Annotated in this window: 12 protein-coding genes; 6 read left to right on the top strand and 6 right to left on the bottom strand. The window is 62.2% G+C overall.

Annotated features, from left to right (window positions below):
• Positions 1 to 66 precede the first annotated feature (66 nt).
• A complete protein-coding gene (gene uvrA / locus VIZ63_RS21640) occupies positions 67 to 5,697 on the top strand; it encodes an excinuclease ABC subunit UvrA (RefSeq protein ID WP_331611881.1) in 5,631 nt (1,876 codons plus the stop codon).
• A 117-nt stretch (positions 5,698 to 5,814) separates the two neighbouring features.
• On the opposite strand, the gene VIZ63_RS21635 is transcribed toward uvrA, so the two are convergent.
• Positions 5,815 to 6,723, bottom strand: a complete 909-nt coding sequence (locus VIZ63_RS21635) for an NmrA/HSCARG family protein (protein WP_331611880.1) — start codon at positions 6,721 to 6,723, stop codon at positions 5,815 to 5,817.
• 515 nt (positions 6,724 to 7,238) lie between these two features.
• On the opposite strand from VIZ63_RS21635, the gene VIZ63_RS21630 reads away from it, so the two are divergent.
• Positions 7,239 to 10,181 (top strand): TonB-dependent receptor plug domain-containing protein, encoded by a 2,943-nt coding sequence (locus tag VIZ63_RS21630; RefSeq protein WP_331611879.1) that lies wholly within the window; start codon positions 7,239 to 7,241, stop codon positions 10,179 to 10,181.
• Between the two features lie 60 nt (positions 10,182 to 10,241).
• Here the strand turns inward: VIZ63_RS21630 and VIZ63_RS21625 are convergent, their stop codons facing one another.
• Positions 10,242 to 12,086 carry a sulfotransferase gene (locus VIZ63_RS21625; RefSeq protein WP_331611878.1) on the bottom strand — a complete coding sequence of 615 codons (1,845 nt, stop codon included), beginning with the start codon at positions 12,084 to 12,086 and terminating at the stop codon, positions 10,242 to 10,244.
• 149 nt (positions 12,087 to 12,235) lie between these two features.
• Here VIZ63_RS21625 and VIZ63_RS21620 point away from each other — a divergent pair, with 149 nt between their 5' ends.
• Positions 12,236 to 13,273, top strand: coding sequence for a hypothetical protein (locus tag VIZ63_RS21620; protein ID WP_331611876.1), 1,038 nt, complete (start codon positions 12,236 to 12,238; stop codon positions 13,271 to 13,273).
• A 1-nt stretch (position 13,274) separates the two neighbouring features.
• On the opposite strand, the gene VIZ63_RS21615 is transcribed toward VIZ63_RS21620, so the two are convergent.
• Both VIZ63_RS21615 and VIZ63_RS21610 read right to left on the bottom strand, forming a co-directional pair.
• Entirely contained in the window at positions 13,275 to 14,873 is a 1,599-nt protein-coding gene (locus VIZ63_RS21615) for a tetratricopeptide repeat-containing sulfotransferase family protein (RefSeq protein WP_331611875.1), read from the bottom strand.
• Positions 14,870 to 15,823: a hypothetical protein gene (locus tag VIZ63_RS21610; protein WP_331611874.1), complete on the bottom strand. Its 954-nt coding sequence runs from the start codon at positions 15,821 to 15,823 to the stop codon at positions 14,870 to 14,872. The genes VIZ63_RS21615 and VIZ63_RS21610 overlap by 4 nt, the downstream gene beginning before the upstream one ends.
• A gap of 315 nt (positions 15,824 to 16,138) precedes the next feature.
• Here VIZ63_RS21610 and VIZ63_RS21605 point away from each other — a divergent pair, with 315 nt between their 5' ends.
• Positions 16,139 to 17,335: a cupin domain-containing protein gene (locus VIZ63_RS21605; protein ID WP_331611873.1), complete on the top strand. Its 1,197-nt coding sequence runs from the start codon at positions 16,139 to 16,141 to the stop codon at positions 17,333 to 17,335.
• On the opposite strand, the gene VIZ63_RS21600 is transcribed toward VIZ63_RS21605, so the two are convergent.
• Positions 17,332 to 17,997 (bottom strand): Fe2+-dependent dioxygenase, encoded by a 666-nt coding sequence (locus VIZ63_RS21600; protein ID WP_331611872.1) that lies wholly within the window; start codon positions 17,995 to 17,997, stop codon positions 17,332 to 17,334. The genes VIZ63_RS21605 and VIZ63_RS21600 overlap by 4 nt on opposite strands.
• 15 nt (positions 17,998 to 18,012) lie before the next feature.
• Positions 18,013 to 19,191: an aspartyl/asparaginyl beta-hydroxylase domain-containing protein gene (locus VIZ63_RS21595; RefSeq protein ID WP_331611871.1), complete on the bottom strand. Its 1,179-nt coding sequence runs from the start codon at positions 19,189 to 19,191 to the stop codon at positions 18,013 to 18,015.
• A 140-nt stretch (positions 19,192 to 19,331) separates the two neighbouring features.
• On the opposite strand from VIZ63_RS21595, the gene VIZ63_RS21590 reads away from it, so the two are divergent.
• Complete coding sequence (locus VIZ63_RS21590; protein WP_331611870.1) at positions 19,332 to 20,501, top strand: aspartyl/asparaginyl beta-hydroxylase domain-containing protein; 1,170 nt, start codon at positions 19,332 to 19,334, stop codon at positions 20,499 to 20,501.
• Between the two features lie 28 nt (positions 20,502 to 20,529).
• Positions 20,530 to 21,027, top strand: a complete 498-nt coding sequence (locus VIZ63_RS21585; RefSeq protein WP_331611869.1) for a hypothetical protein — start codon at positions 20,530 to 20,532, stop codon at positions 21,025 to 21,027.
• Positions 21,028 to 21,506: the final 479 nt, after the last annotated feature.

Below are 21,506 nucleotides of genomic sequence, written 5' to 3'. Positions count from 1 at the left end.
CCGGCTCACGTCGGCAATCCCCCTAGCTTGTTTCCTCATCCAGCGGCGTCATGTCCGCAGGCAGTCATGTCCCATTCCATCGTCATTCGCGGCGCACGCCAGAACAATCTCAAGAACCTCGATATCGAGTTGCCGACGAATGAACTGATCGTCGTCACCGGCGTCTCCGGTTCAGGCAAGTCCTCGCTGGTGTTCGACACGCTCTATGCCGAAGGGCAACGGCGTTACGTTGAGACGTTCTCGCCGTATGCGCGGCAGTTCCTCGACCGCATGGACAAGCCGCAGGTCGATCGCATCGACGGCATTCCGCCGGCCATCGCCATTGATCAGACCAATCCCGTGCGCACCTCGCGTTCCACGGTCGGCACGATGACGGAACTCAACGATCACTTGAAGCTGCTCTATTCGCGGGCCGCGCAGTTGCACTGCCGTTGCTGCGGCAGGCAGGTGAAGCGCGATTCGGCGGAGACGATACGTCAGGAGATCGCAGCCCGCGTTGCGGCGCTGGGCGAGACCGAACCTCGATTGCTAGTCACCTTCCCCGTTACGGTGCCGCATAACTTTGTCGAGGCCGAGGTCATCGGACTGCTGGAGAAGCAGGGCTATACACGTATCCATGCGCGGCACGAAAGCGCAGTTCCGGCACCGCCGCAGCCGAAGAAGAAGACCAGCAAGAAGCAGCCGCAGGAACGCACGCGCGTCGTCCTCGAGATGATTCAGGATCGCCTGCGATTCGATGTCACAGATTCGGCGCGACTGAGCGAAGCGATCGAAGCGGCGCTGCGTGTCGGGCAAGGTCGGATGTCCGTATATGCGCTCGCAGCGTCGGAACAGACGCCTGCGAGCGTCTGGAAGTTCTCCTCCGATCTGCATTGCCCCGACTGCGACATTCATTACCAGGAGCCGGTGCCGAGCCTGTTCTCGTTCAATTCGGCGCTGGGCGCGTGCGAGAGTTGCCGGGGCTTCGGTCGCATCATCGGTATCGACTTCGGCTTGATCGTGCCGGACGAGAACAAGACGCTGGCGGGCGGCGCGGTCCGGCCCTGGCAGACGGAGTCGTACCGCGAATGCCAGGACGACATGATGCGTTTTGCGCGCAAGCGTGGCATTCCGACCGATACGCCGTGGCATGCGTTGACGCAGGCACAGCGCGATTGGGTGCTGGAAGGCGAGGGCGACTGGTCGAAGCAGGTCTGGTACGGCGTGCGCCGTTTCTTCCAGTGGCTCGAGACCCGCGCGTACAAAATGCACATTCGTGTGTTGCTGTCGAAGTATCGCGCGTACACGCCTTGTGAAACGTGCGATGGCGCGCGGCTCAAGACGGACGCCTTGCTGTGGCGACTCGGTACAGCAGCGCACGCGAAGTCGGCTGGCCATTTCGAGCGCTTCCGTCCGACGGGCGTGCAGTGGAGTGACGACGTCCTGCAGTCATTGCCGGGCCTCAGCATCCACGAACTGATGCTGTTGCCCATCGATCGTTGCCGCGAATTCTTCAATGCGCTGACGTTGCCCGCGCCGCTCGACGAAGCGGCGGATCTGGTCCTGCGCGAAGTGCGCGGGCGTCTGCGCTATCTCATGGATGTCGGCCTCGGCTACCTGACTCTGGATCGACAGTCGCGCACGCTCTCGGGCGGTGAGGTGCAGCGAATCAACCTGACGACGGCGCTCGGTACGTCGCTGGTGAATACGCTATTCGTGCTCGATGAGCCGTCGATCGGCCTGCATCCGCGCGATATGGGTCGCGTCATCGGTGTCATGCGGCGGCTGAAGGAGGCGGGCAACTCGCTGGTCGTCGTCGAACACGATCCGCAAGTCATGCAGGCTGCCGATCGGTTGCTCGATATCGGTCCTGGCCCCGGCGAGCGCGGCGGCGAAATCGTCTTTTACGGCGCACCCGCGCAACTGCACTCGGCGAACAAGTCATTGACGGCGGATTACCTGCTCGGTCGCCGGCAGGTGACGGAGTCCGCACCACCGTCCCGGATAGACACAGAGGTGGCGATCCGGATCCGCGGCGCTCGTCAGCACAACCTCAAAGGCATCGACGTGGACATCCCGCTGCGACACCTCGTGGCAGTGACTGGCGTTTCCGGCTCAGGCAAATCCACGCTCATCCAGGACATCCTGTATCCGGCCTTGCGCAAGCACTTCGGCAAACCGACGGAAATGCCAGGAAGCGTCGACGCGATCGACGGTGCGCAACAGATCAGCGCCGTCGTCATGGTCGACCAGGCGCAAATCGGCCGCACCACGCGTTCGAATCCGGCGAGCTATGTCGGCGCCTTCGATGCGATTCGCAAACTGTTTGCGGCGGAGCCCGTGGCGAAGGAGCGCAGTTACACGATCGGCACCTTCAGCTTCAATTCGGGCAATGGCCGTTGTCCCACCTGCGGCGGCAATGGGTTCGAACATGTCGAGATGCAGTTCCTCTCGGATGTGTACTTGCGCTGCCCGGATTGCAGCGGCAGTCGCTACCGGGCGGAGATTCTCGAGATCAAGCTCACCCGCGTTCGCCAGCAGAACGCGCCGAGCATTGCCGACGTGCTCAACATGACGGTGCACGAGGCGGTGGAGTTCTTTGCGGGCGAGCGTGACGTGCTCGCCACGTTGCAGCCGTTGGCGGATGTCGGTCTCGACTATCTGAAGCTCGGGCAGCCGGTGCCGACGCTCTCGGGCGGCGAAGCGCAGCGCCTGAAGCTCGCCGGTCACCTGGCGGAGAAGGCGTCGTCGAAGGACGGCGGCACCTTGTTCCTGTTCGACGAGCCGACCACCGGCCTGCACTTCGATGACATCGCGAAACTGCTGCGCTCATTCCGGCAGCTGATTGCCGCCGGACACACGGTGCTCGTCATCGAGCACAATCTCGATGTCATCGGTGCGGCGGATTGGCTCATCGATCTGGGTCCGGAAGGCGGCGATGCCGGCGGCGAAGTCGTCGTGATTGGCGCTCCGGTCCATGTCGCGAACCATGCCACATCGCACACTGGCAAGGCGCTGCGAGACTACGCAAAAGCCGCTGGCGACTGGCTGCTTACCGCAAGCAAGCCGCAGAGTGCGGTCGCCGATGCTGGTCCTGCCTACCGCGTCGACGAATCGATCCGTATCCACGGCGCCCGCGAGCACAATCTGAAGAATATCGATGTGGTGCTGCCGCGGAATCGTTTCACGGTGGTCACCGGCGTTTCGGGATCCGGCAAATCGACACTGGCCTTCGACATCGTGTTCGGCGAGGGGCAGCGCCGCTATCTCGAATCGCTGAATGCGTATGCGCGGCAGTTCGTGCAGCCGGCATCGCGTCCCGACGTCGATGCGATTTTCGGTATTTCACCGACGGTCGCGATCGAGCAGCGCACCAGTCGTGGCGGACGCAAGAGCACAGTGGCCACGCTGACAGAGGTCTATCACTTCCTGCGGCTGCTCTACGTGAAGCTGGGTACGCAGTATTGCCCCACCTGTGAAGTCGCCATCGAGCCGCAGAGCTTCGATGCCATCGTGGCCCGTATTCTCAAGGACTACAAAGGCGCGACCCTCACGCTGCTGGCGCCGCTCGTCATCGCCCGCAAGGGTATCTACAAGGATCTGGCGGCCTGGGCCGCGAAGAAAGGCTTTGAGCAGCTGCGGGTCGATGGCGAGCTGCTTTCCACGCGCAAATGGCCGAAGCTGGATCGATTCAAAGAGCATTCCATCGAACTGCCGGTTGCGACCCTAACGGTCGCAGCGAAATCCGAACGCGAACTGCGGGAGGCGCTGACCGTCGCGCTCGAGCATGGCAAAGGAGTAGTCGGTGCGCTCAAGGTGAGCGGAGCGGGTGGCGATCGGCGCGTGCAATTGTTCTCGACGACTCGCGCGTGTCCTTCCTGTGGCAGCAGCTTCGCCGAACTGGATCCGCGCCTGTTTTCGTTCAACTCCAAGCTCGGCTGGTGCGAAGGCTGCTATGGCACCGGCATCGCGATGGACGGCTTCGATGCCGAGCAGAGCGGTGAGGAGAGTGCATGGAATGATGGTTTCGACGGCGAATCGCTGACCTGTGAGGACTGCGAGGGCCATCGACTGAACGCGACGGCGCGGCATGTGTTGTTCCGCGACCAGTCCATCACGACGACGACGGATCTGTCCGTCGCGGACCTGCGCAAACAGTTCCGCCGGCTCAAGCTACAGGGGCGAGAGCAGGAGATCGCGCGCGATGTGCTGGCGGAAATCAGTTCGCGCCTCGAGTTTCTCGAGGACGTCGGACTTGGCTACCTGCAGTTGTCGCGATCGGCGCCCACGCTGTCGGGCGGTGAGGCGCAGCGCATTCGTCTCGCTGCGCAGCTCGGCTCGAACCTGCAGGGCGTCTGCTACATCCTCGATGAGCCCACGATCGGCCTGCATCCGCGCGACAATGCCATTCTGCTCGATACGCTCGACAAGCTGGCCGACAAGGGCAATTCGTTGCTGGTCGTCGAACACGACGAAGACACGATCCGTCGCGCCGACTATGTGGTCGATCTCGGTCCTGGCGCCGGATCGCGCGGCGGCCGCGTCGTTGCGGCGGGCACCGCGGCGGAACTCGAGCGCTCACCGGAATCGGTCACGGGTCGATTGCTGTTGCATCCGCTGTTGCATCCGATTGCGCCGCGTCGACCCATCCACCCCCGAGCACCGTCGCTGACGATCCGGGACGCCCGGTTGCACAACCTGCAAAAACAGAATGTGCGGGTGCCGCTGGGCCGGCTCGTCGTGGTCACGGGTGTTTCCGGTTCCGGAAAATCGACGCTCGCGCGCGACGTCCTGCACGACAATCTGAGCGCTGCCCTGCGCGAACGACGCAAGCAGCCGCAATGGCGCGGCTGTCGCGAAATCGTGGGATGGGACTCGATCGGACGCATTCTCGAAGTCGATCAGACGCCGATCGGCAAGACACCGCGTTCCTGTCCAGCTACGTACGTGGGCTTCTGGGACGCCATTCGTCGACTGTTCGCCGAAACGACCGAGGCTCGCATGCGGGGCTTCGAGCCGACGCGCTTCTCGTTCAATACCTCCGGCGGACGTTGCGAGTCGTGCGAAGGGCAGGGCATGCGGCGGATCGAAATGAACTTCCTGCCGGACGTGCGCGTGACCTGCGATAGCTGCGGCGGCCGGCGCTTCAATCACGAGACGCTCGCCATCGAGTACAAGGGCAAGAGCATTGGCGATGTGCTCATGATGAACGTCGACGAAGCCGTTGAGTTCTTCTCAGCGCATTCACGCATCCATCATGCGTTGCGTCTGCTGCAGGACGTAGGTCTCGGTTACCTCACATTGGGGCAGCAAAGCCCGACCTTGTCGGGTGGCGAGGCGCAACGCATCAAGCTGGTCACCGAGCTGGCGAAGGTCCGGCCCGATGTCGCGCCGCTGCCGGGTGATAAGACGACTGGAACCTTGTATGTGCTGGACGAACCCACGGTCGGGCTGCACATGGCCGATGTCGAGAAGCTGATCCGAGTGCTGCATCGACTCGTCGACGCGGGTAATTCCGTGGTCGTCATCGAACACAATCTCGATGTGATGGCCGAAGCGGATTGGCTGATCGATCTGGGCCCCGAAGGCGGTGAAGGCGGGGGAACGATCGTTGCGCAGGGGTCGCCGGAGGACGTGGTGCGGGTGCGCGGCAAGTCCCACACCGCGCGGATTCTGAAGGAGTTCCTGCGGGAACGTCGCACCGAAGCAGGGAGCTAGGCGCCGGCGGAGACAAGACGAGAGAAGGCTGAGCTATGGGCTAGCGGCCAGAACGGGCCGGGACGAATTCTTTCGTCTTGCCAGGAGCCTGGAGCCAGTACCTGCAGCCTTGCTTCTTCAACCGTCGAGCGCGTGCTCGAGGGCGGCCATGTTGCCCCGCAGCCAGCGGTCGAAGCTGCGAAGCCCGGGATAGAGCTCACGTGACTTGGCGAGATCGGCCTTGCGGTTCGGTACGTAGAGGCGGTTGAACTCGAACATGTTGGCGAGATCGGCCGCGCCTGGAAATGCCATGGCGGCGAACGTTGCATGATCGATGTAGTGGTATTCGACTTTGCGATTGAGCGTCTGCGCCATGATCTGTGCGTATTCGTCGGCCCGCTGATCATCGCCGACAGCGCCTATGAGCTTGTCGCGATACCAGAAAGACTCCCCGAGAATCGCCGCGACGATACCGCCGATGTCCGCGGCCGCGATTGCCGCCAGCGGCGTCGTGCCTTGGGGGAAGCCGAACACGTATGTCCCATCCGCCTGCCGTCGCGGCGGGAAATGGTTCAGGAAATTTTCATAATAGAAGGCAACGTGCAGGTACGTCGCCGGTAGCTCCATCTCGCGCGCGTACTCTTCGATGTGCGCCTTCGTATCGAAATGCGGCACTCTGAGCCGGCCTCCCGAGAGCAGTCTGGTGTGTGGCGACGTGCTCAGGATCGTGTGCTGCACATTGCTGTACCGGATGGCGTCGATCAGGTTCTTGCCCAGCGCGAACTCCTTTTCGCCATGTTCGCAGTAGTTCGTTACCCCGAACGCCGCGTCGCAGTCCCGCAGTGCGGGACGCAATGACGCCGGGTCGTCGAGATTGCCGCGAGCAACCTCCGCACCCGCCTGCTTCAGTGCCATGGCACTGCTGGATTCGGGATGCCGCGTCAGACACCGCACGTTGTAACGCCCCGTTGCCAGCAGATGTCGGGCAACGGAGCCCCCTTGCGCCCCGGTGGCGCCGGTTACGAGAACGCGGATGCTGTTGGTCACGGCGACGACTTTGGTTATTGGGTACGACCGGTCGCCTGGCAGGATCGTCGCACGGAGCGACCTTGGCTATTGGGGGAATGCGAAGGGGCTGGTCGTTGTGGCCGCAACCGCAATCCCACGATTTCCGCGACAACACTGCGGACCGCGGCGTCACTGCTGGATGGGGGTCGACTGTATACAGCGCGTGATGCACCTTCGTGGCCATTCGCAGGTGTTGCTTGCACCGTTACATCACCATTTGTGCGTTGTTGTAACAACGATACGGTATACAACGTTCTTTGCATCGCCTCGTCGCCGCAGATATTGAAAAAACCTAGATTTTGTTGCCGGCAAACAGGGGAGCTGGCTACCAATTGCTAATCCTTAGGTTGTATGCTCAACGCCACGCATGGGGTGGAAGGGCGCGGGTGTTGCTATTGGTGCACTCGCAAGTACGACTCCATGCAACGGGATCGAGGACTGACAAGCAGTCAATACACACTCAAATCATTCCCTCTCGCAGGAGGAATACTTAGATGAAGAAGCATAATTCAGTAAAGCAAGCCGTACGCTACGCGTTATGTAGTGGTGCCGCTGTCGCAGCAATCGTTTCGCTTTCCGCGAACGCTGCAGATACGCCGATCCAGGAGGTCGTGGTTACCGGTTCGCGCATCGCGCAACCGAACATGAGCACGACCAGCCCGGTCACCCAGGTGACTGCGGAGGACATCGCTGTCCAGGGCGTGACGAGGGTGGAAGATCTCATCAACCAGCTGCCGCAAGCTTTCGCTGCGCAGAACGCGACTGTTGCGAACGGCTCCACTGGCACTGCCACGGTCGACCTGCGCGGTCTCGGCTCGCCGCGTACCCTGGTGCTGGTCGATGGTCGTCGTATGCCATACGGCGGCGTGACCTCGGCATCGGCCGCACCCGACCTCAACATGATTCCGGCCGCGATGGTTGAGCGCGTCGAAGTCCTGACCGGCGGCGCCTCTGCCGTGTATGGATCGGATGCGATCGGCGGCGTCGTCAACTTCATCATGAAGAAGGACTTCGAAGGTGTGCAGTTCGACGCCCAGTACGGCCTCTACCAGCACAACAACGACTTCAATGGCCCAGGCCAGACCAAGCTACGTGATGTGATTGCGGCGAACGCCCAGGGGAACCCGCAACAGTTCGCACTTCCAAAGAGCAATGTGACCGACGGCGAGTCGAGGGAATTCAATTTCGTGGTGGGTGCCAGCACCGGCGACGGTCGCGGTAACGTGACACTTTACGGTGGCGTGCGCGATAACAAGGCGGTGCTGCAGCGTGATCGCGACTATTCCGCGTGCTCACTGGTCGCGAATCCGAAGACATCATTTGCATGCGGCGGTTCGCCGACATCGTTCCCGGGTTACTTCTATACGGGTGGAGAGGCTTTCACGATCGACTCGGGGACCGGCAACACCTTCCGGCCCTTCGACGAGAACACGGATCTGTACAACTTCGGTCCGACGAATTACTACCAGCGGCCGGACCGTCGATACACCATGGGTGCGGTTGGTCACTATGAGCTGGCCGAGCACGCCGACGTGTACGCCCAGCTCATGTACACGAACTACGAGTCGGTGGCGCAGATCGCCCCTGGCGGCAACTTCTTCGATTCGAACACCGTCAACTGTGACAACCCGCTCCTGTCGGCGCAGCAGCAAGCCACGATCGGATGTACGCCAGCGATGATCGCGGCCGGCGACGACGCCACGCTGTACATTGCTCGTCGCAACGTTGAAGGCGGCGGGCGTCAGGATCGGTTCTCGAACAGCAGTTTCCGTGGCGTCGTTGGGGTCAAAGGCCCGATCGCGGAATACTGGGATTACGACGTTTACATGCAGTATTCCAAGGGTCAGAGCGCGCCGACGACCAACAACTACTTCCACAAACTACGCATTCCCCGATCGCTGCAGGTGGTCGCTGATCCGGTAACGGGAGCTCCCGTTTGCAAATCCGTGCTTGACGGAACCGACCCGGCTTGCGTGCCGTGGAATCCCTTCCAGATCGGCGGTGTGACGCCCGAGTCCCTCGGCTATCTGCAGGTGCCGGGCATCCAGCGCGGCACCATCGAGCAGGAAATCTACTCCGGCTCGGTGACGGGTGACCTCGGCGGCATCGGCCTGATCAGCCCGGCGGCCTCCGACAGCATCAAGATGGTGGTTGGTGTCGAACATCGCACGGATCACATCGACAACGTGACTGACGACGCGCTGGCTTCGTTCCTGCTGTCTGGCACGGGTGGTCCGACGATCGGTATCGCCGGTTCGACCAAGGTGCTGGACCTGTTCACGGAAATCAACGCTCCGCTGGTGCAGGACAAGCCCTTCGCCGATCAGCTCAGTGTGGAGCTGGCCTATCGCTACTCGGACTATGACGACCTCTCGACCGATACTTACAAGGTCGGTATGGACTGGGCACCGATCGAAGACGTGCGCTTCCGTGCCAGCTACCAGCGCGCGATCCGCGCTGCAAACATCGTCGAGCTGTTCACGGCGCAGGGCTTCAACCTGTTCGACCTGCCGGGCGATCCTTGCGGTGCAGACCTCGCCGGCACCGCCGCGGCGGCCTCTGACGCGGCCTGCTTGGCAACGGGTGTGCCTGCTGGACAATTGCGCTCGCCGAGCCTCGACAGCCCGGCCGGACAGTACAATTTCCTGCAGGGTGGCAATCAGGAGCTCACGCCTGAAAAGTCGGACACATACACCTACGGTATCGTCCTGCAGCCGAGCTTCCTGCCGAAGTTGCAGATGTCCGTCGATTACTTCGACATCAAGATCGACGACACGATCTCCACGTTCGGTGCCGAAAACACGCTCGATGCTTGCTACTTCCAGGCAGACGCTGCAGCGTGCTCTCGCGTCAACCGCGATGCCAACGGCAACTACTGGCGCGGTGACGGCTTCATCGAAGACCTGAACATCAACATCGGTTCGCTTTCGACCAAGGGTTATGACCTAAGCGTGAGCTACTCCGGCGTCGAATTGGGTGGATTCGGTGCGCTGAACTTCAACCTCAGCGGAACGCTGCTGAAGGAATTGCTGACTGAGCCGGGCCCGGGCATCGAAGCGGTGGAGTGCGTCGGCAAGTTCTCCGGTTCCACTTGCGGCACGCCGAAGCCCGAGTGGCGTCATCACTTCCGCGTCGGCTGGTCGTCGCCATGGAGCGTGGACGTGTCGCTCACCTGGCGTTACCTGGATGCCGTCGAGAACATCAACGAGATCACCAACAACATCGACTACAAGCTGGGGGCGCAGAGCTACTTCGACCTCGCGGCGAACTGGAGCGTCACCGAGAAGGCGTCGATCGTGCTGGGCATCAATAACGTGCTGGACGACAATCCGCCGCTGTCCTCGGCCGTGGGTACCACGGGTAACGGTAATACGTACCCGCAGACCTACGAAGCGCTGGGTCGCTGGATCTTCCTGCGCGGGCAGGTCTCGCTGTAAACCCGATCTGAAACTGGTGTGAAACCCGGCGGCGGCCTCGCAAGGGGCCGCCGTTTTTTTTTAGCGTGCTGCGAAGTGTTTGGCCTGCGCAATCTGCGCGGACAGTTCCGGCAGTACGGCCTCGATCTCAGCCGCGTGGCGCCGCCATTTGTCAGCGTGTGGCGTCGAAACGGTGTATCGGGAGAGGTGCAGGGACACTTCAGCCTCGTCCCACTCCAGTCCCACCGCCCCCGACAAGCGGCGCATTTCAGACGCAGGATCCGCCAGCAGCGCGTCGTAGCGGACTATCGTGCACTGCTCGGCCGGGAGAGCCTCCAGATCCTCGATCAACAAACGCGTAGTGGTCTGCCACTGGCTCGCGATGATTTCGTGCAGCGGACGTCCCGCCAGCGCCTGCCATCCTGGCACCAGCAGCAGGGACCAATCCGGGCCGCTCCAGCCGGGCAGCCGTGGGTAAGTACGGAAGCGTCCGGTCGACCAGGCTTCAATCATGCTCGAGAGCACCTGGCGCGGATCGCGATACAGATAGATGAAGTGCGCGTCCGGAAAAACCCGGGCGAGGAACGGAACACGCAACGAGTTTTTCGGTGTTTTCTCGAGCATCCGCACGCGCTGACCTGGTACCGGTGGGCGGCTCTCACGATCCCGCAGTGCTTCGTAGAAACGGCGGCGCAGCACTTCGGCAATGGCTGGCGTGGCATCCTGCGCAAGGAGCCGATTCGATTCGAAACCGCGCGATGCGGGATTGAGCTCCGTAATGCCCTCGATCAACTGATGGCTCTCGTCACCAATCGTGAACAGGTTAGGCGCACGCGAAAGCGTTTCGAAGAGCATCGTCGAGCCGGAGCGCGGCGGGCTGACGATGAAGACGGGCCGATCGAAGACGGCGTCGCGCAGGGTAGCCCTTTCCGCTGGTATGGCTGCGACGCGCGATTCGCGACGCGGCCGCGTTTCGGCATCCACGTTGCTGCGCCGGTCAGCAAGCGCGGGCTGCAACACCCACGCCTCAAGGGCTTCCATCAGCCGCACGCCGTTGGCCAGCACGATGGTGGTTGCGCCCAGAGCGACAATCTCAGTGCGCGATCTCTCGAGCAGCTCCCGATAGCGAGGCCAGCCTTCTCTCCGCTCGCCGAATGCAGACCACAGGCCATGCCAATCGCGCACGAGCGTCAGGAGGCGCTGGCTCACTATCGAAATGGCTGGGTGTGGCTGCGACTCGCTCAGTGCAAAGGCAATGTGCGCGCGCATCTCCCAGGGCGTCATTACGAGCGGTACGTTTTCGGACTCGAAGTCGAGTGCAGGCTGCGCCTGCGATGTGCGCGGTACGAAGTTCGCCTGCCAGGGGCCGGGCCGCCCATGAGGGCGTGACTGGGCAACCAGCCGCCAGAAATCCGAGCCGCCGACCGTATCGGCAACCAGGTGAATGCGCGGCAGCGAGTGATCGTTGATCACGTTGTGCAGGCGCCAGGTATCGAAGATCCAGCACTCGCCTGCGGGCATGTGGATGGTGGCATCGCCGCAGCTGAAGCGCACCGTCGGCTGGGTGACGATCGGCACGTGGACACGCACGCGCTCGCGCCAGTAATAGTTCACGTCGACGTGCGGGGTGACCTCTGCCTGACCCGAAAGGCGCATCAGACGGGTGCGTCCCCAGGTTGCGCCAATGCTGGCCAGCACCTGCTGGAGATACGGGCAGCGTTCCAGGTGTCGCGTCGGACGCATGGGACCGGCCACAGCGTCACTGTCCGGATCACCACCGGTGGTGATCAACGTCAGTGCATCATTGCCCGGATACCCTTGCGGATGCGGTCGCCAAGCCGATTCCTCGATCGCGCGCACCTCGGCTTCGAGCGCCGCTGCATCGAAGCTCAAGGGCAACTGCATGAACGGAAACTGGAGTTTCATTAGAAGATGCGGGATTCACGAAAGTACTGGGATGCGGGTCGGCAGGCTACCCATGGAGAGCGCCAAGTGTCCATCGCCGCGCCGCACAGCGTAAGCTTCCGCGAATCCTAAATGCCCGCTGCGCCAGAGAGATGCAGAACGAACAACGCATGACCGCTGCCGGCCTGCTGGCACGACTGACCGCAACGCCCGATGTTTACCCGCAGAAGCTGGAGGTGGTGCGCGACGCCCTTCTGGCGATCGAATTCACGCAGGCAGCGTACCGTGACGCCAGCTTTCTGGATGACCGCATCCTCGGTCCGGCGACACGCGGTGGCTGGCTGCCGATAGATCGGGTGCTGGAGGCGGCCCGGCAAGTCGAGAATCCCCGGCCGTTGCATTTCATCTTTCACACGGGGCATGTCGGATCGACGCTCATCAGTCGCCTCCTCGACGAGGCCGACGACGTGCTGCCGCTGCGCGAGCCGCTGCCATTGCGCACGCTCGCCGAAGCATTGGATGTGCTGCATCGCCCGGAATCGTTGCTGTCGCCCGAGCGCTTCAATGCGCTGCTCGCCGGAATGACGCGATTGTGGAGCCGGGGTTACACCGCATCAAAATGCGTGATCCTCAAGGCGACGAGCAGTACCGGACGGCTCGCGCCCGCGCTCCTGGCTCAGCCAGGGGTGCGCGCTATCTATGTCAATCAGTGCGCGGAGTCGGCCATCGCGACGCTGCTGGCGGGCGCAAACTCTCCGTTGGATCTGCGCGGTCATGGGCCGGGCCGCATCCAGCGGCTGTGCGCACGCCTCGGTCCACTGACGCCACTGTACGAACTGACGCCGGGCGAAATGGCGGCCATGAGCTGGCTGGCCGAATCCCTGTGCCAACACGAGGTAGTGACGCAATTTCCCGCGCAAGTGCTTCAGGTCGATTTCGATGAGTTCCTGGGCAATATCGCAGACGGCATGCGCCGGGTGCTCGGCCAGTTTGGGCTGGCAGCCGCTGAAGAAACCGTGTCGCGTCTTGCAGGCAGTCCGGTTCTGATGCGCTATTCCAAGGCACCCGAACATCCGTATGGGCCGGCTTTACGACAGCAGGTGCTGGAACAGACGCGTCGCGAACATCGCGTGGAGATCGGTCGCGGTCGCGACTGGCTGGACCGGTTGGCGCAGACGCACGAGGCCGTAGCGGCCGTGCTTTCCTGAGTCAGCGCAGCGGATTGCCTTCCGCGTCCACGAGTCCGGCGGCTGCCAGCCGTTGTAGTACAGGCTGCAGCTCCCGCGCGAAATGCCGCCACTTGTGGATCGAGGAGCGGTAGATGGGCCGCCGCACTTGCGCCGCGCTGGCGGTCGTCGACGCCTTCGACGAGCGATGAAACTCCAGCACGGCGTCTTCCCACGGCAGTCCGCAATGCTCCAGCAGCCTGCGGCTCTGCGTTCCGGGATCGGACACGAGATCCTCGTAGCGAACATCCAGGATGACTCCCGGCATGACGGTATGCCAGTGATCCATCATGCGGCGGTACGCGATGTAGTACTCGGCGAGTTCGTCGAGCTGGTAGGAGAAGTGATACGAATTGATGAACAGCGTCTTGAAGATCGCGTAGCAAGTGTCCATCGGATCGCGCGTCAGGTGCACGATAGCTGCATGCGGCAGTGCCGCATGGATCAGGCCGCAGTAGCGGAAGTTGAACGGCAGTTTGTCAATCACGTAGCGCGCACCGCCAGACAGCTCCCGGACCGCAGCGAGATAACGACGGCCAACATCGGCGAAGTCCATCTGCAGTGATGCTCGAAGCAGATCCGGATCCGCAAGTCCCAGCCGGGCGTGAGCGGTGCGGGCGGCTGCAACCATTTCTTCAGGAAAATCCACGGCCTCGCCTGCCGAAGCGACCTGCGAGTGGTTACCGAGCATCCGTTCCACCAGCGTGGTGCCAGTGCGTGGCATGCCAAGAACGAAAATTGCGCCCGGTGTGGGATCACCTACGGGCAGAGATTGCATCGCTTCAGCAGTGTAGTGCTGCGCGACTTGCAGCATCGAGCGGACGTCATTGCCGACGTCGTAGTCCAGACTCGACCGTTTGATGCGGTTGGCTGACGACAGCGCCTCGAACGAAGATGCGTATTCGCCGAGGTCCTCCAGTTCTTTCGCAAGCGAGTAGGACGACAGCATCCGGTCGATATCGCGCAGCTGAGGCCGTGCCAGGGTCGCGCGCAGATCGGCGATATGGTTCATCTCTGGTGTCGCGGCTCTCAGCTGCGCGCGCACGTGCCACGCAAAGCCGTTGCCAGGCGCGATCTCGAGAACCCGGACCAGCAGCGCGTCAGCCTCAGCCGTTTCGTTCAGATAGAAGTGACTCAACGCCGCCGTATAAAGGAGCTTCGGATCGTCCGGCGTCAACTCCAGGGCGCGATATAGCAAGGACTTGGCGCGTCGAGCATCGTTGGTTTGCATGTACAACGCTGCTACCGCCGACAGCAGACTGGATTCCGCCGGTGCGATCTCGACGGCACGCTCGCCAGCATTCAGTGCTTCGCTGCGACGGCGCAGCGCCAGCAGGATCTGCGCGCGCTTGAGCTGCAACGCCGGATGCTCGCCGTGCTGCGTTTGCGCAGTGGTAACTGTGTCGAGCGCGCGCGGAAAATCGCCACGCGCCTCCTCGATTTCGCTGGCGAGCAGGGCACTCAGTACCCCGGGATTCACTTGAGTCAATCGTACGGAGAGCGCCTCAGCCTCCGGCAGTCGTCCCAGCTGGATGAACTCGCGAGCGAGGCGGACTTGTTGATCGAAATTGACGGTACTCACCTGGCTATTGTAGCCGCGTGTAATTGCATGAGGCGATCGAGTTCCGGACGGGCGAATGAGTCGACGGCCCGCCGCAGTGCTGCGGAAGCTGACTGCTGTTTGGCTGCCACATCGGAAACGAATGCCGAAGTCTTGCCGACAGCGGCTTTGGCGTGACCGCGTGCCGCTGCGGCGATCTGGTCGCGTTGCCGGTCACTGACTGGGAGCGAGAAATGCGGCGCAACCATGTCACAGATGGCGGACGGCAGCGCCTCGTACGGGACTATTCGTCCCCGCCTGGCATCGAGCCGCGAGGCCGCGTTACAGAAGGCGCCGTAGACTTTGGCGACAAGCTCTTCGCGAGATGTGCTGGTGCCATGGGGATCGACGCGGGCCGTGAGCCCGCGCCCGGTATCGTTGCCCGCGCTGAACCAGCCGGGTGGGCTTGCGAGCAGCGATACTCCTACTTCCACTGGGTCGCGCACACTAAGGATCCAGGGCGTCTGCGGAAAGGCGGCGGCCACCACGTCGCAGTACAACGTATTCCAGCTGCTCAGTTTCAGAATGTAAGGACCCCGAGCATGTCGTGAGAAGATGGCACCAAGCGAGTTCAGCGCCGCGGCCACGTCGCTGGCGCTCCAGCGATGCGGAGGCGCAAGCAGTTCGTTCACTGGCTGCGGTTCGGCATACACGACGACATCATCCAGGCGCTTCAGCGATTGCGAGATGAGGGTCGAGCCACAGCGTGCCACGTGAAAGACGATACCGGCCGGTGCCGTGCCGCGTGGCGGCCGACCAATGAGCTCCCGTGGGATCTGTACGACACGCTCCGGCGCCTGAACGCGCGCGACCGTTTCCTGCATGAAGGCATCCTGCAGTTGCGCGCGATCAATCGGACGCAGTGCCACGTACAGGCCTGTCGGATGCAAGGCCGCGCGTACTGGCAGGCCGGTCTCCTCATCGTGTTGCATGGATCGAAGAAAACATGGGCGTCACGCGGGTGTCAACGCAATGATCCTCCCCTGACACCCACGGAATGTCGGTGCCAGGGACGCCAGCATGACGGATGTTGCTGCTTTCTAGCGCTGTTGGGTCGCGCCGCACTCCGGGAATACGTGCGATTGTCTCGCGCATGAATGCATCGCGCATCTCATGGCTGCCTAGGTGTCGAAAACCGCGCAGGCTGGCGAGTGTCCACGCCGCTATCACGCGGATGCTTTCGGGGGCGCGGAGCCATGCCAGGTGCCTTCTCGACATGCACGGAGTGCCGATGCTAGCGTGACACCATGAAGGATCTTGCCGGCTTCATCGCACCGTTCGATGCGGACACGTTCCGATCGCAATACTTTGGCAGGCGCCCGGTCCACATTCGCCGCGAGGCGGCGGGTCGGTCGGCAATCCTGTGCTGGCAGCGGTTCAACGAACTCCTCGGGATCACGCCGTATTGGAACGAGGACACGCTGAAGGTCTATTTCAGGAACCGCGCCGCGCTGCGCGAGAACTACTGCGACACGGGCGACCTGCGCCCAGGGGGCAAGGCGCCGGCCGACCCTGCCAAGGTCAAGGCATTGCTGGGGCTGGGGGCGAGCCTGATTGCGAATCACGTTCACCGCATCTGCCCGGAGGTCGCGACGATCGCTCATGTGCTCGAACGCGAGTTCGCCGCTCGGGTGGCCGCAAATGTCTACTGTTCCTTCAAGGGCGTGCAGGCATTCGGAACTCATTTCGATCTGCACGACGTGTTTGCGTTGCAGGTGGAAGGCGAGAAGACATGGCGCGTTTATGAGGCACGGGCAGATGCGCCCGTTGTGCCGCTGCCACCCGGCGACGAGATCGAGAAATGGCTGACAACGAGTCGCGGGCCGCTGCTGTTTGAAGCTGACATGAAGCCCGGGGACATACTCTATCTGCCGCGCGGCCAGTATCACGACGCACTCACTGGTGCGCAGGCATCCCTCCATGTCTCGTTCGGAGTATCGCCGGCCACCGGGCTGGCGTTGTTCAAGCTCCTGGAGAGTGTGGTGACGCAGGAAAGCGCATTCCGACAGTACCTGCCGGATGCGCGGAATCCGGCCGAGCTCCGAGATCGGCTCGCGCTGCTGGGCGAGAGGATCAAAACAGTGATGACCTCACAGGCGTTTGCGACGGACGTGCTGAACCACCAGCGCGGTCTGGCGGGCGCCAGCGCGGACTATGGGTTGCCGGTGCAGCCGTCGCCGGTGTGGTACTCGATCGCACGGCGTGCGCAGGTTGTGCGGCGCGACAGTGGCTACGTCGCAGTCTTTGAAGAGGGCGAGATCGATCTCGGCGCGACGCATCCGACGGTCGAATGGATCCTCAAGCAGCGCCTGTTCTCGCTGGGGGACGCACTGGCGCGCAATACCAGTGTCGACCCGGCGGAGTTGCGCGGCGTGCTCGCTCAGCTGATCGCGGCCAGCGTGATCGTCGAGACTAAAATGCGCGCGGGAGGCGGGCAGGGTTAGGTCGTCGACCACATTCGCATGAGATTCTGCCGCACCACATCGAGCCGTACGCGGCTCTCCCATTGCATCGCCTTGCCTTCGAGCGCCGCAATTTCATTGAGTTCGTACACCTGCATGCGCTGATGCTGATCCGGGATGTAGCTCTCGATGAAGGTGATCGACACGAGGCGTTGGCCCGCACGCACGGGGATCACCTCGTGCAGGGTCGTCGACGGATAAATGATCGCTTCGCCGCTGTTGCCCTTGAACGGGATGCGCTGATTGCCGATGGAGATGGCCAGTTCGCCGCCCTCATACGCTGACGGATCGTTGATGAATACCGTGCAGGAAAGATCGGAGCGCAGTCGCGCAGATCCGACGGGGAGGAGTGCCGCATCTGCGTGTGCTCCGTACTGCATGCCCGGCTCGTAGCGGCTGAGCAGCGGCGGAGCCACGCGTTTGGGCAGGGCGAAGTCCATGAACTCGCGCGAACGCGACAGCGCGGCGCTCACGACCTGCACGGACTCTGCGTATCTGGGATCTGCCGTATCGACCTGCTGATTGTTCTTGGTCAGATTGGCGGGATTGCTCGCTCGTCCGTCGACGAAGCGCAACTCGTGACTCAGCTGCGTCAACCGCTCGATTTCGGTGGCCATCAGCAGATTGCGGATCTTCAGAAACACGGTCTGGCCTCGCGCTCAGATCTGATTTGAGAGGTTCGTGCCGTTGAAGGCGTCGGTGGCCCCGATGATGCGGTCGATGGTAATCCGTTCTTCGGGTGAGAGGCGCGGATTCCATACGTCGCAGATAAAAACGATGCGTGTCTGGTCGCTGTCGTTCCACGCTTCATGTTCGATCGTATCGTCGAAGATCCAGGCTTCTCCGCTGCGCCATTGTCGCGTGTCGCCCCCGACGCGGAATCCGCAGCCCGCAGGTACGATCAACGGCAGATGCAACACCAGCCGGAAGTTGGCGACCCCCGTGTGAGGAGGGATGCGCGTTTGCGGCTGCAGGGCGGAGAACATCGCTGTCGGCGAGCGCAGGCGTACCTGCGGCTGCGGCACCAAGGTCAGCGCCTGCATCGTCGCCGGCGCGCGCCGGCAGCGTTCCTCGATACGCGTGCCCTTGTCGAAGAAGTGGAAAGCAGTCCAGCGAGGTGAATGGTTGAGTTCACGCCATTGGTCGAGCGGCAGATGGTCGTCGTAGTGGATGTAGGGTGCGAATCCCCGTTGGTCCTCGCGCAGAATCGAGACCAACTCGTGCTGTATGGCCGGCGTCGCCGCTTCGAAATCGGCCAGCCACGGAAACTCTTCGCGCTCGTAGAATTCGATCGCGGGCAGTCCAGGATAAAAATAATCCGAGGGCTCCTGCTGATACCGCATGCGGGTGCGAAGGGTCGTGCCGATGAAGGTATCGATGCGGCGTTGCTCCGCCGGCGTGCATTGACTGCGGGCATCGGCAAGATGATCGTGAATGTACTGACCTAGCTCGCGCGTGTGGCGTTCGTGTACTTCCCGTGCATGCGCCGCCGCCTGCTTCGTGGCTGCATCGAGGTATTGTTCGGGCGGTACATTGGCCAGCGCGGCGCCGTAGCTGGTCGCTGCCCGACGCAGATGCCCTTCGAGTTCGAGCAGCGAGCCGATCATGAGCAGGGCGTGAAAATGCCGTGGCTCGATGCGTAGCACCTCGCGCAGCGCCTGATAGGCGCCGTCTCGGTCGTTCAACTGTCGTCGCACACCGGCGAGCCCGAGCCAGGCGGCGAGATTTTTTCCGTCGATCTGTACGATTTGCGTGAGCAGGGCCTGCGCGCCGGCGAAATCGCCTGCGGACATGGCGCGTCGTGCTGACTGATGCAGGGTGGCCGGATCTGTTGCCATGACTACGGTGTATACGATGAGCTGGCTGCGAATTGCCACCGGCAATATAACCATGAGCCGCATCGCGGCGTAACTACACGCGTGCACGGTCCGTGCGTCATACTTCACACTTCCTTGCGCGAACCCGACCGTCGCTGTCCATGCCAACTACCGATGACGATCTGCGAGCCGGTGTCGAAGCGTTGCGAATGGGCAATGCTGCCCACGCGCGGGACTTGTTTACGCGCTCGCTTGCGGCTGCCAAAACACCGATCCCTGCTCTGCTGGGCCTGGTGCATGCCTGCACGGTGCTGCGTGACCGTGCCGGGCGGGCCGCAGCGCTCGACCGGTTGTTGCAGGTCGACCCTCGCAACGTCCGTGGGCTCATTCTCAAGGCGGACGATCAAGCTGCTGCAGGCGACGTGCGGTCAGCGACCTCTTTTTATCTTGCTGCCATTCACGCCGCGCCTCCCGCAGATCAGTTACCGCCCGATCTGGCTACGGAGGTCCGGCGTGCCCGGGAAATCTGTGATCAGTATTCCGCGCACTATCAGCAATACATCGTGGACCAGTTGGCCGTACGTGGGTTCGATGCGGCCAAATCGAGTGCGCGATTCGCGCAATCCGTCGACATCGTCCTCGGCAGAAAAAAGATTTTCGTCCAGGAGCCGCGGTACTACTACTTCCCCGGACTGCCGCAGATCCAGTTTTATGGACGGGAGCCGTTCCCGTGGCTGACCACAGTAGAGAATGCTGCCGCGGACTTTCGCGAGGAACTGCTCGGCGTGCTGAACGACCCCGGAGCCTTTGCGCCCTATGTGCAAGGCGATACCAATCGTCCACGCAAAGAACAGATGGGCATGCTCAACAATCCTGCGTGGAGTGCGTTCTACCTCTGGAAGAATGGCGATATCGTCGAGGAGAACGCCAAGCGGTGTCCCAGAACCATGGCAGCCTTGCGCAATGTACCGCTGGCGTGCGTGCCGAATCGTTCGCCGTCAGTACTGTTCTCATTGCTCAAGCCGGGCGCTCATATTCCACCGCACAACGGTCTGGTCAATACGCGGCTTATCTGCCACGTGCCGCTCATCGTGCCCGGCTCTTGTCGTTTGCGCGTCGGCAACGATACACGTGTCTGGAAAGACGGCGAGGCCTGGTTATTTGACGACACCGTCGAACATGAGGCGTGGAACGATAGCGACCAGACACGGGTCATACTGCTGTTCGACGTGTGGCGCCCGGAACTTACAGTAGAGGAGCGCAATCTGGTGACTGCGCTGTTCGCTGCGATTGACGCCCACAGCGGGCGCAAGCCGGAATGGTCGATCTGATGTGCATTGCTGAGAACGGAGACCCCGCGTGATTCCAAAGCTGTCTGCCTTTGTATTCGTGGCCCTCTGTGTAGCAACGACGAAATCAGCGTTCGCGGGCGATCCCCTCGCTGACTTGCGCGCTTGTCCCGCGCAGACGGATGACGAGAGGCGCCTGGAGTGCTACGACGCTGCAATGAAGTCGCTACCGGTTGCTGCTGTCCCGGCTGCTTCACCGGCAGTGCCTGCAACGTCCGAGCAGAAATTCGGCTATCGCGGCGACGTTGCGCGCGCCGAACTGGATCGCAAGGCAGCGGAGACCTCGGCGCTCGAGCGTCTGGACGCGCAGGTTATGAAGGCCGAGAAGAGGCCATACGGCGAGTTTGTCGTGACGCTCGACAACGGACAGGTATGGGCTCAGAAACAACTCGAACCCAGTGTGAAGCCCAAGGTCGGCGACTCAGTCACGATCAAGCCCGCCGCATTGGGGTCTTTTCTGCTTGTCACCAAGTCCGGGCGATCCACGCGGGTCACCCGTCTGAAGTGACTGGCGCCGCAATGAGCGAATGCGCTTCGGTGTCGGATTCCGTGGTCTGAGCGACCCGTGGAATCCAGAGGATCGCGGGTGTGCCTGCCCGTCGATCCACGTTGCATGTGCCCCGTGGGATGACATGCGGAATCGTGTGGCGGTAATGCATCTGGGGTGGCGCCGCGATGCGTTGATCGTTCGCGCACATGTGCGATGGGGTCTTTGATTCGTTGCTACAAAGCCCTTCTTTTGATGCTCAAATCCCATTAATGAAGACGTTTTGTTGCTTATTAGCGACATCGTCGCGCGTTTGATGCTCCGTTCCGCGAAACGCGTCGCAGATCTCGCGTTTTTGTTGTGCGTTTGCGCACTTAGGTACTTTCGCGCCGGCCCTGGGTGTACGTTCCGCGCCACATCAGGACGCTGCCGGAATCATTTGCGAAGAAATTCCGCGATGGCCTGCTGCGAGAGGCGGGATTGCCCAATGTCGAATTCCG

The sequence above is a fragment of the Povalibacter sp. genome (assembly GCF_036520495.1).
Taxonomy (GTDB): Bacteria; Pseudomonadota; Gammaproteobacteria; order Steroidobacterales; family Steroidobacteraceae; genus Steroidobacter.
Note: the sequence above shows the minus strand (reverse complement) of the source record. Positions and strands in the feature narration are given on the sequence as shown.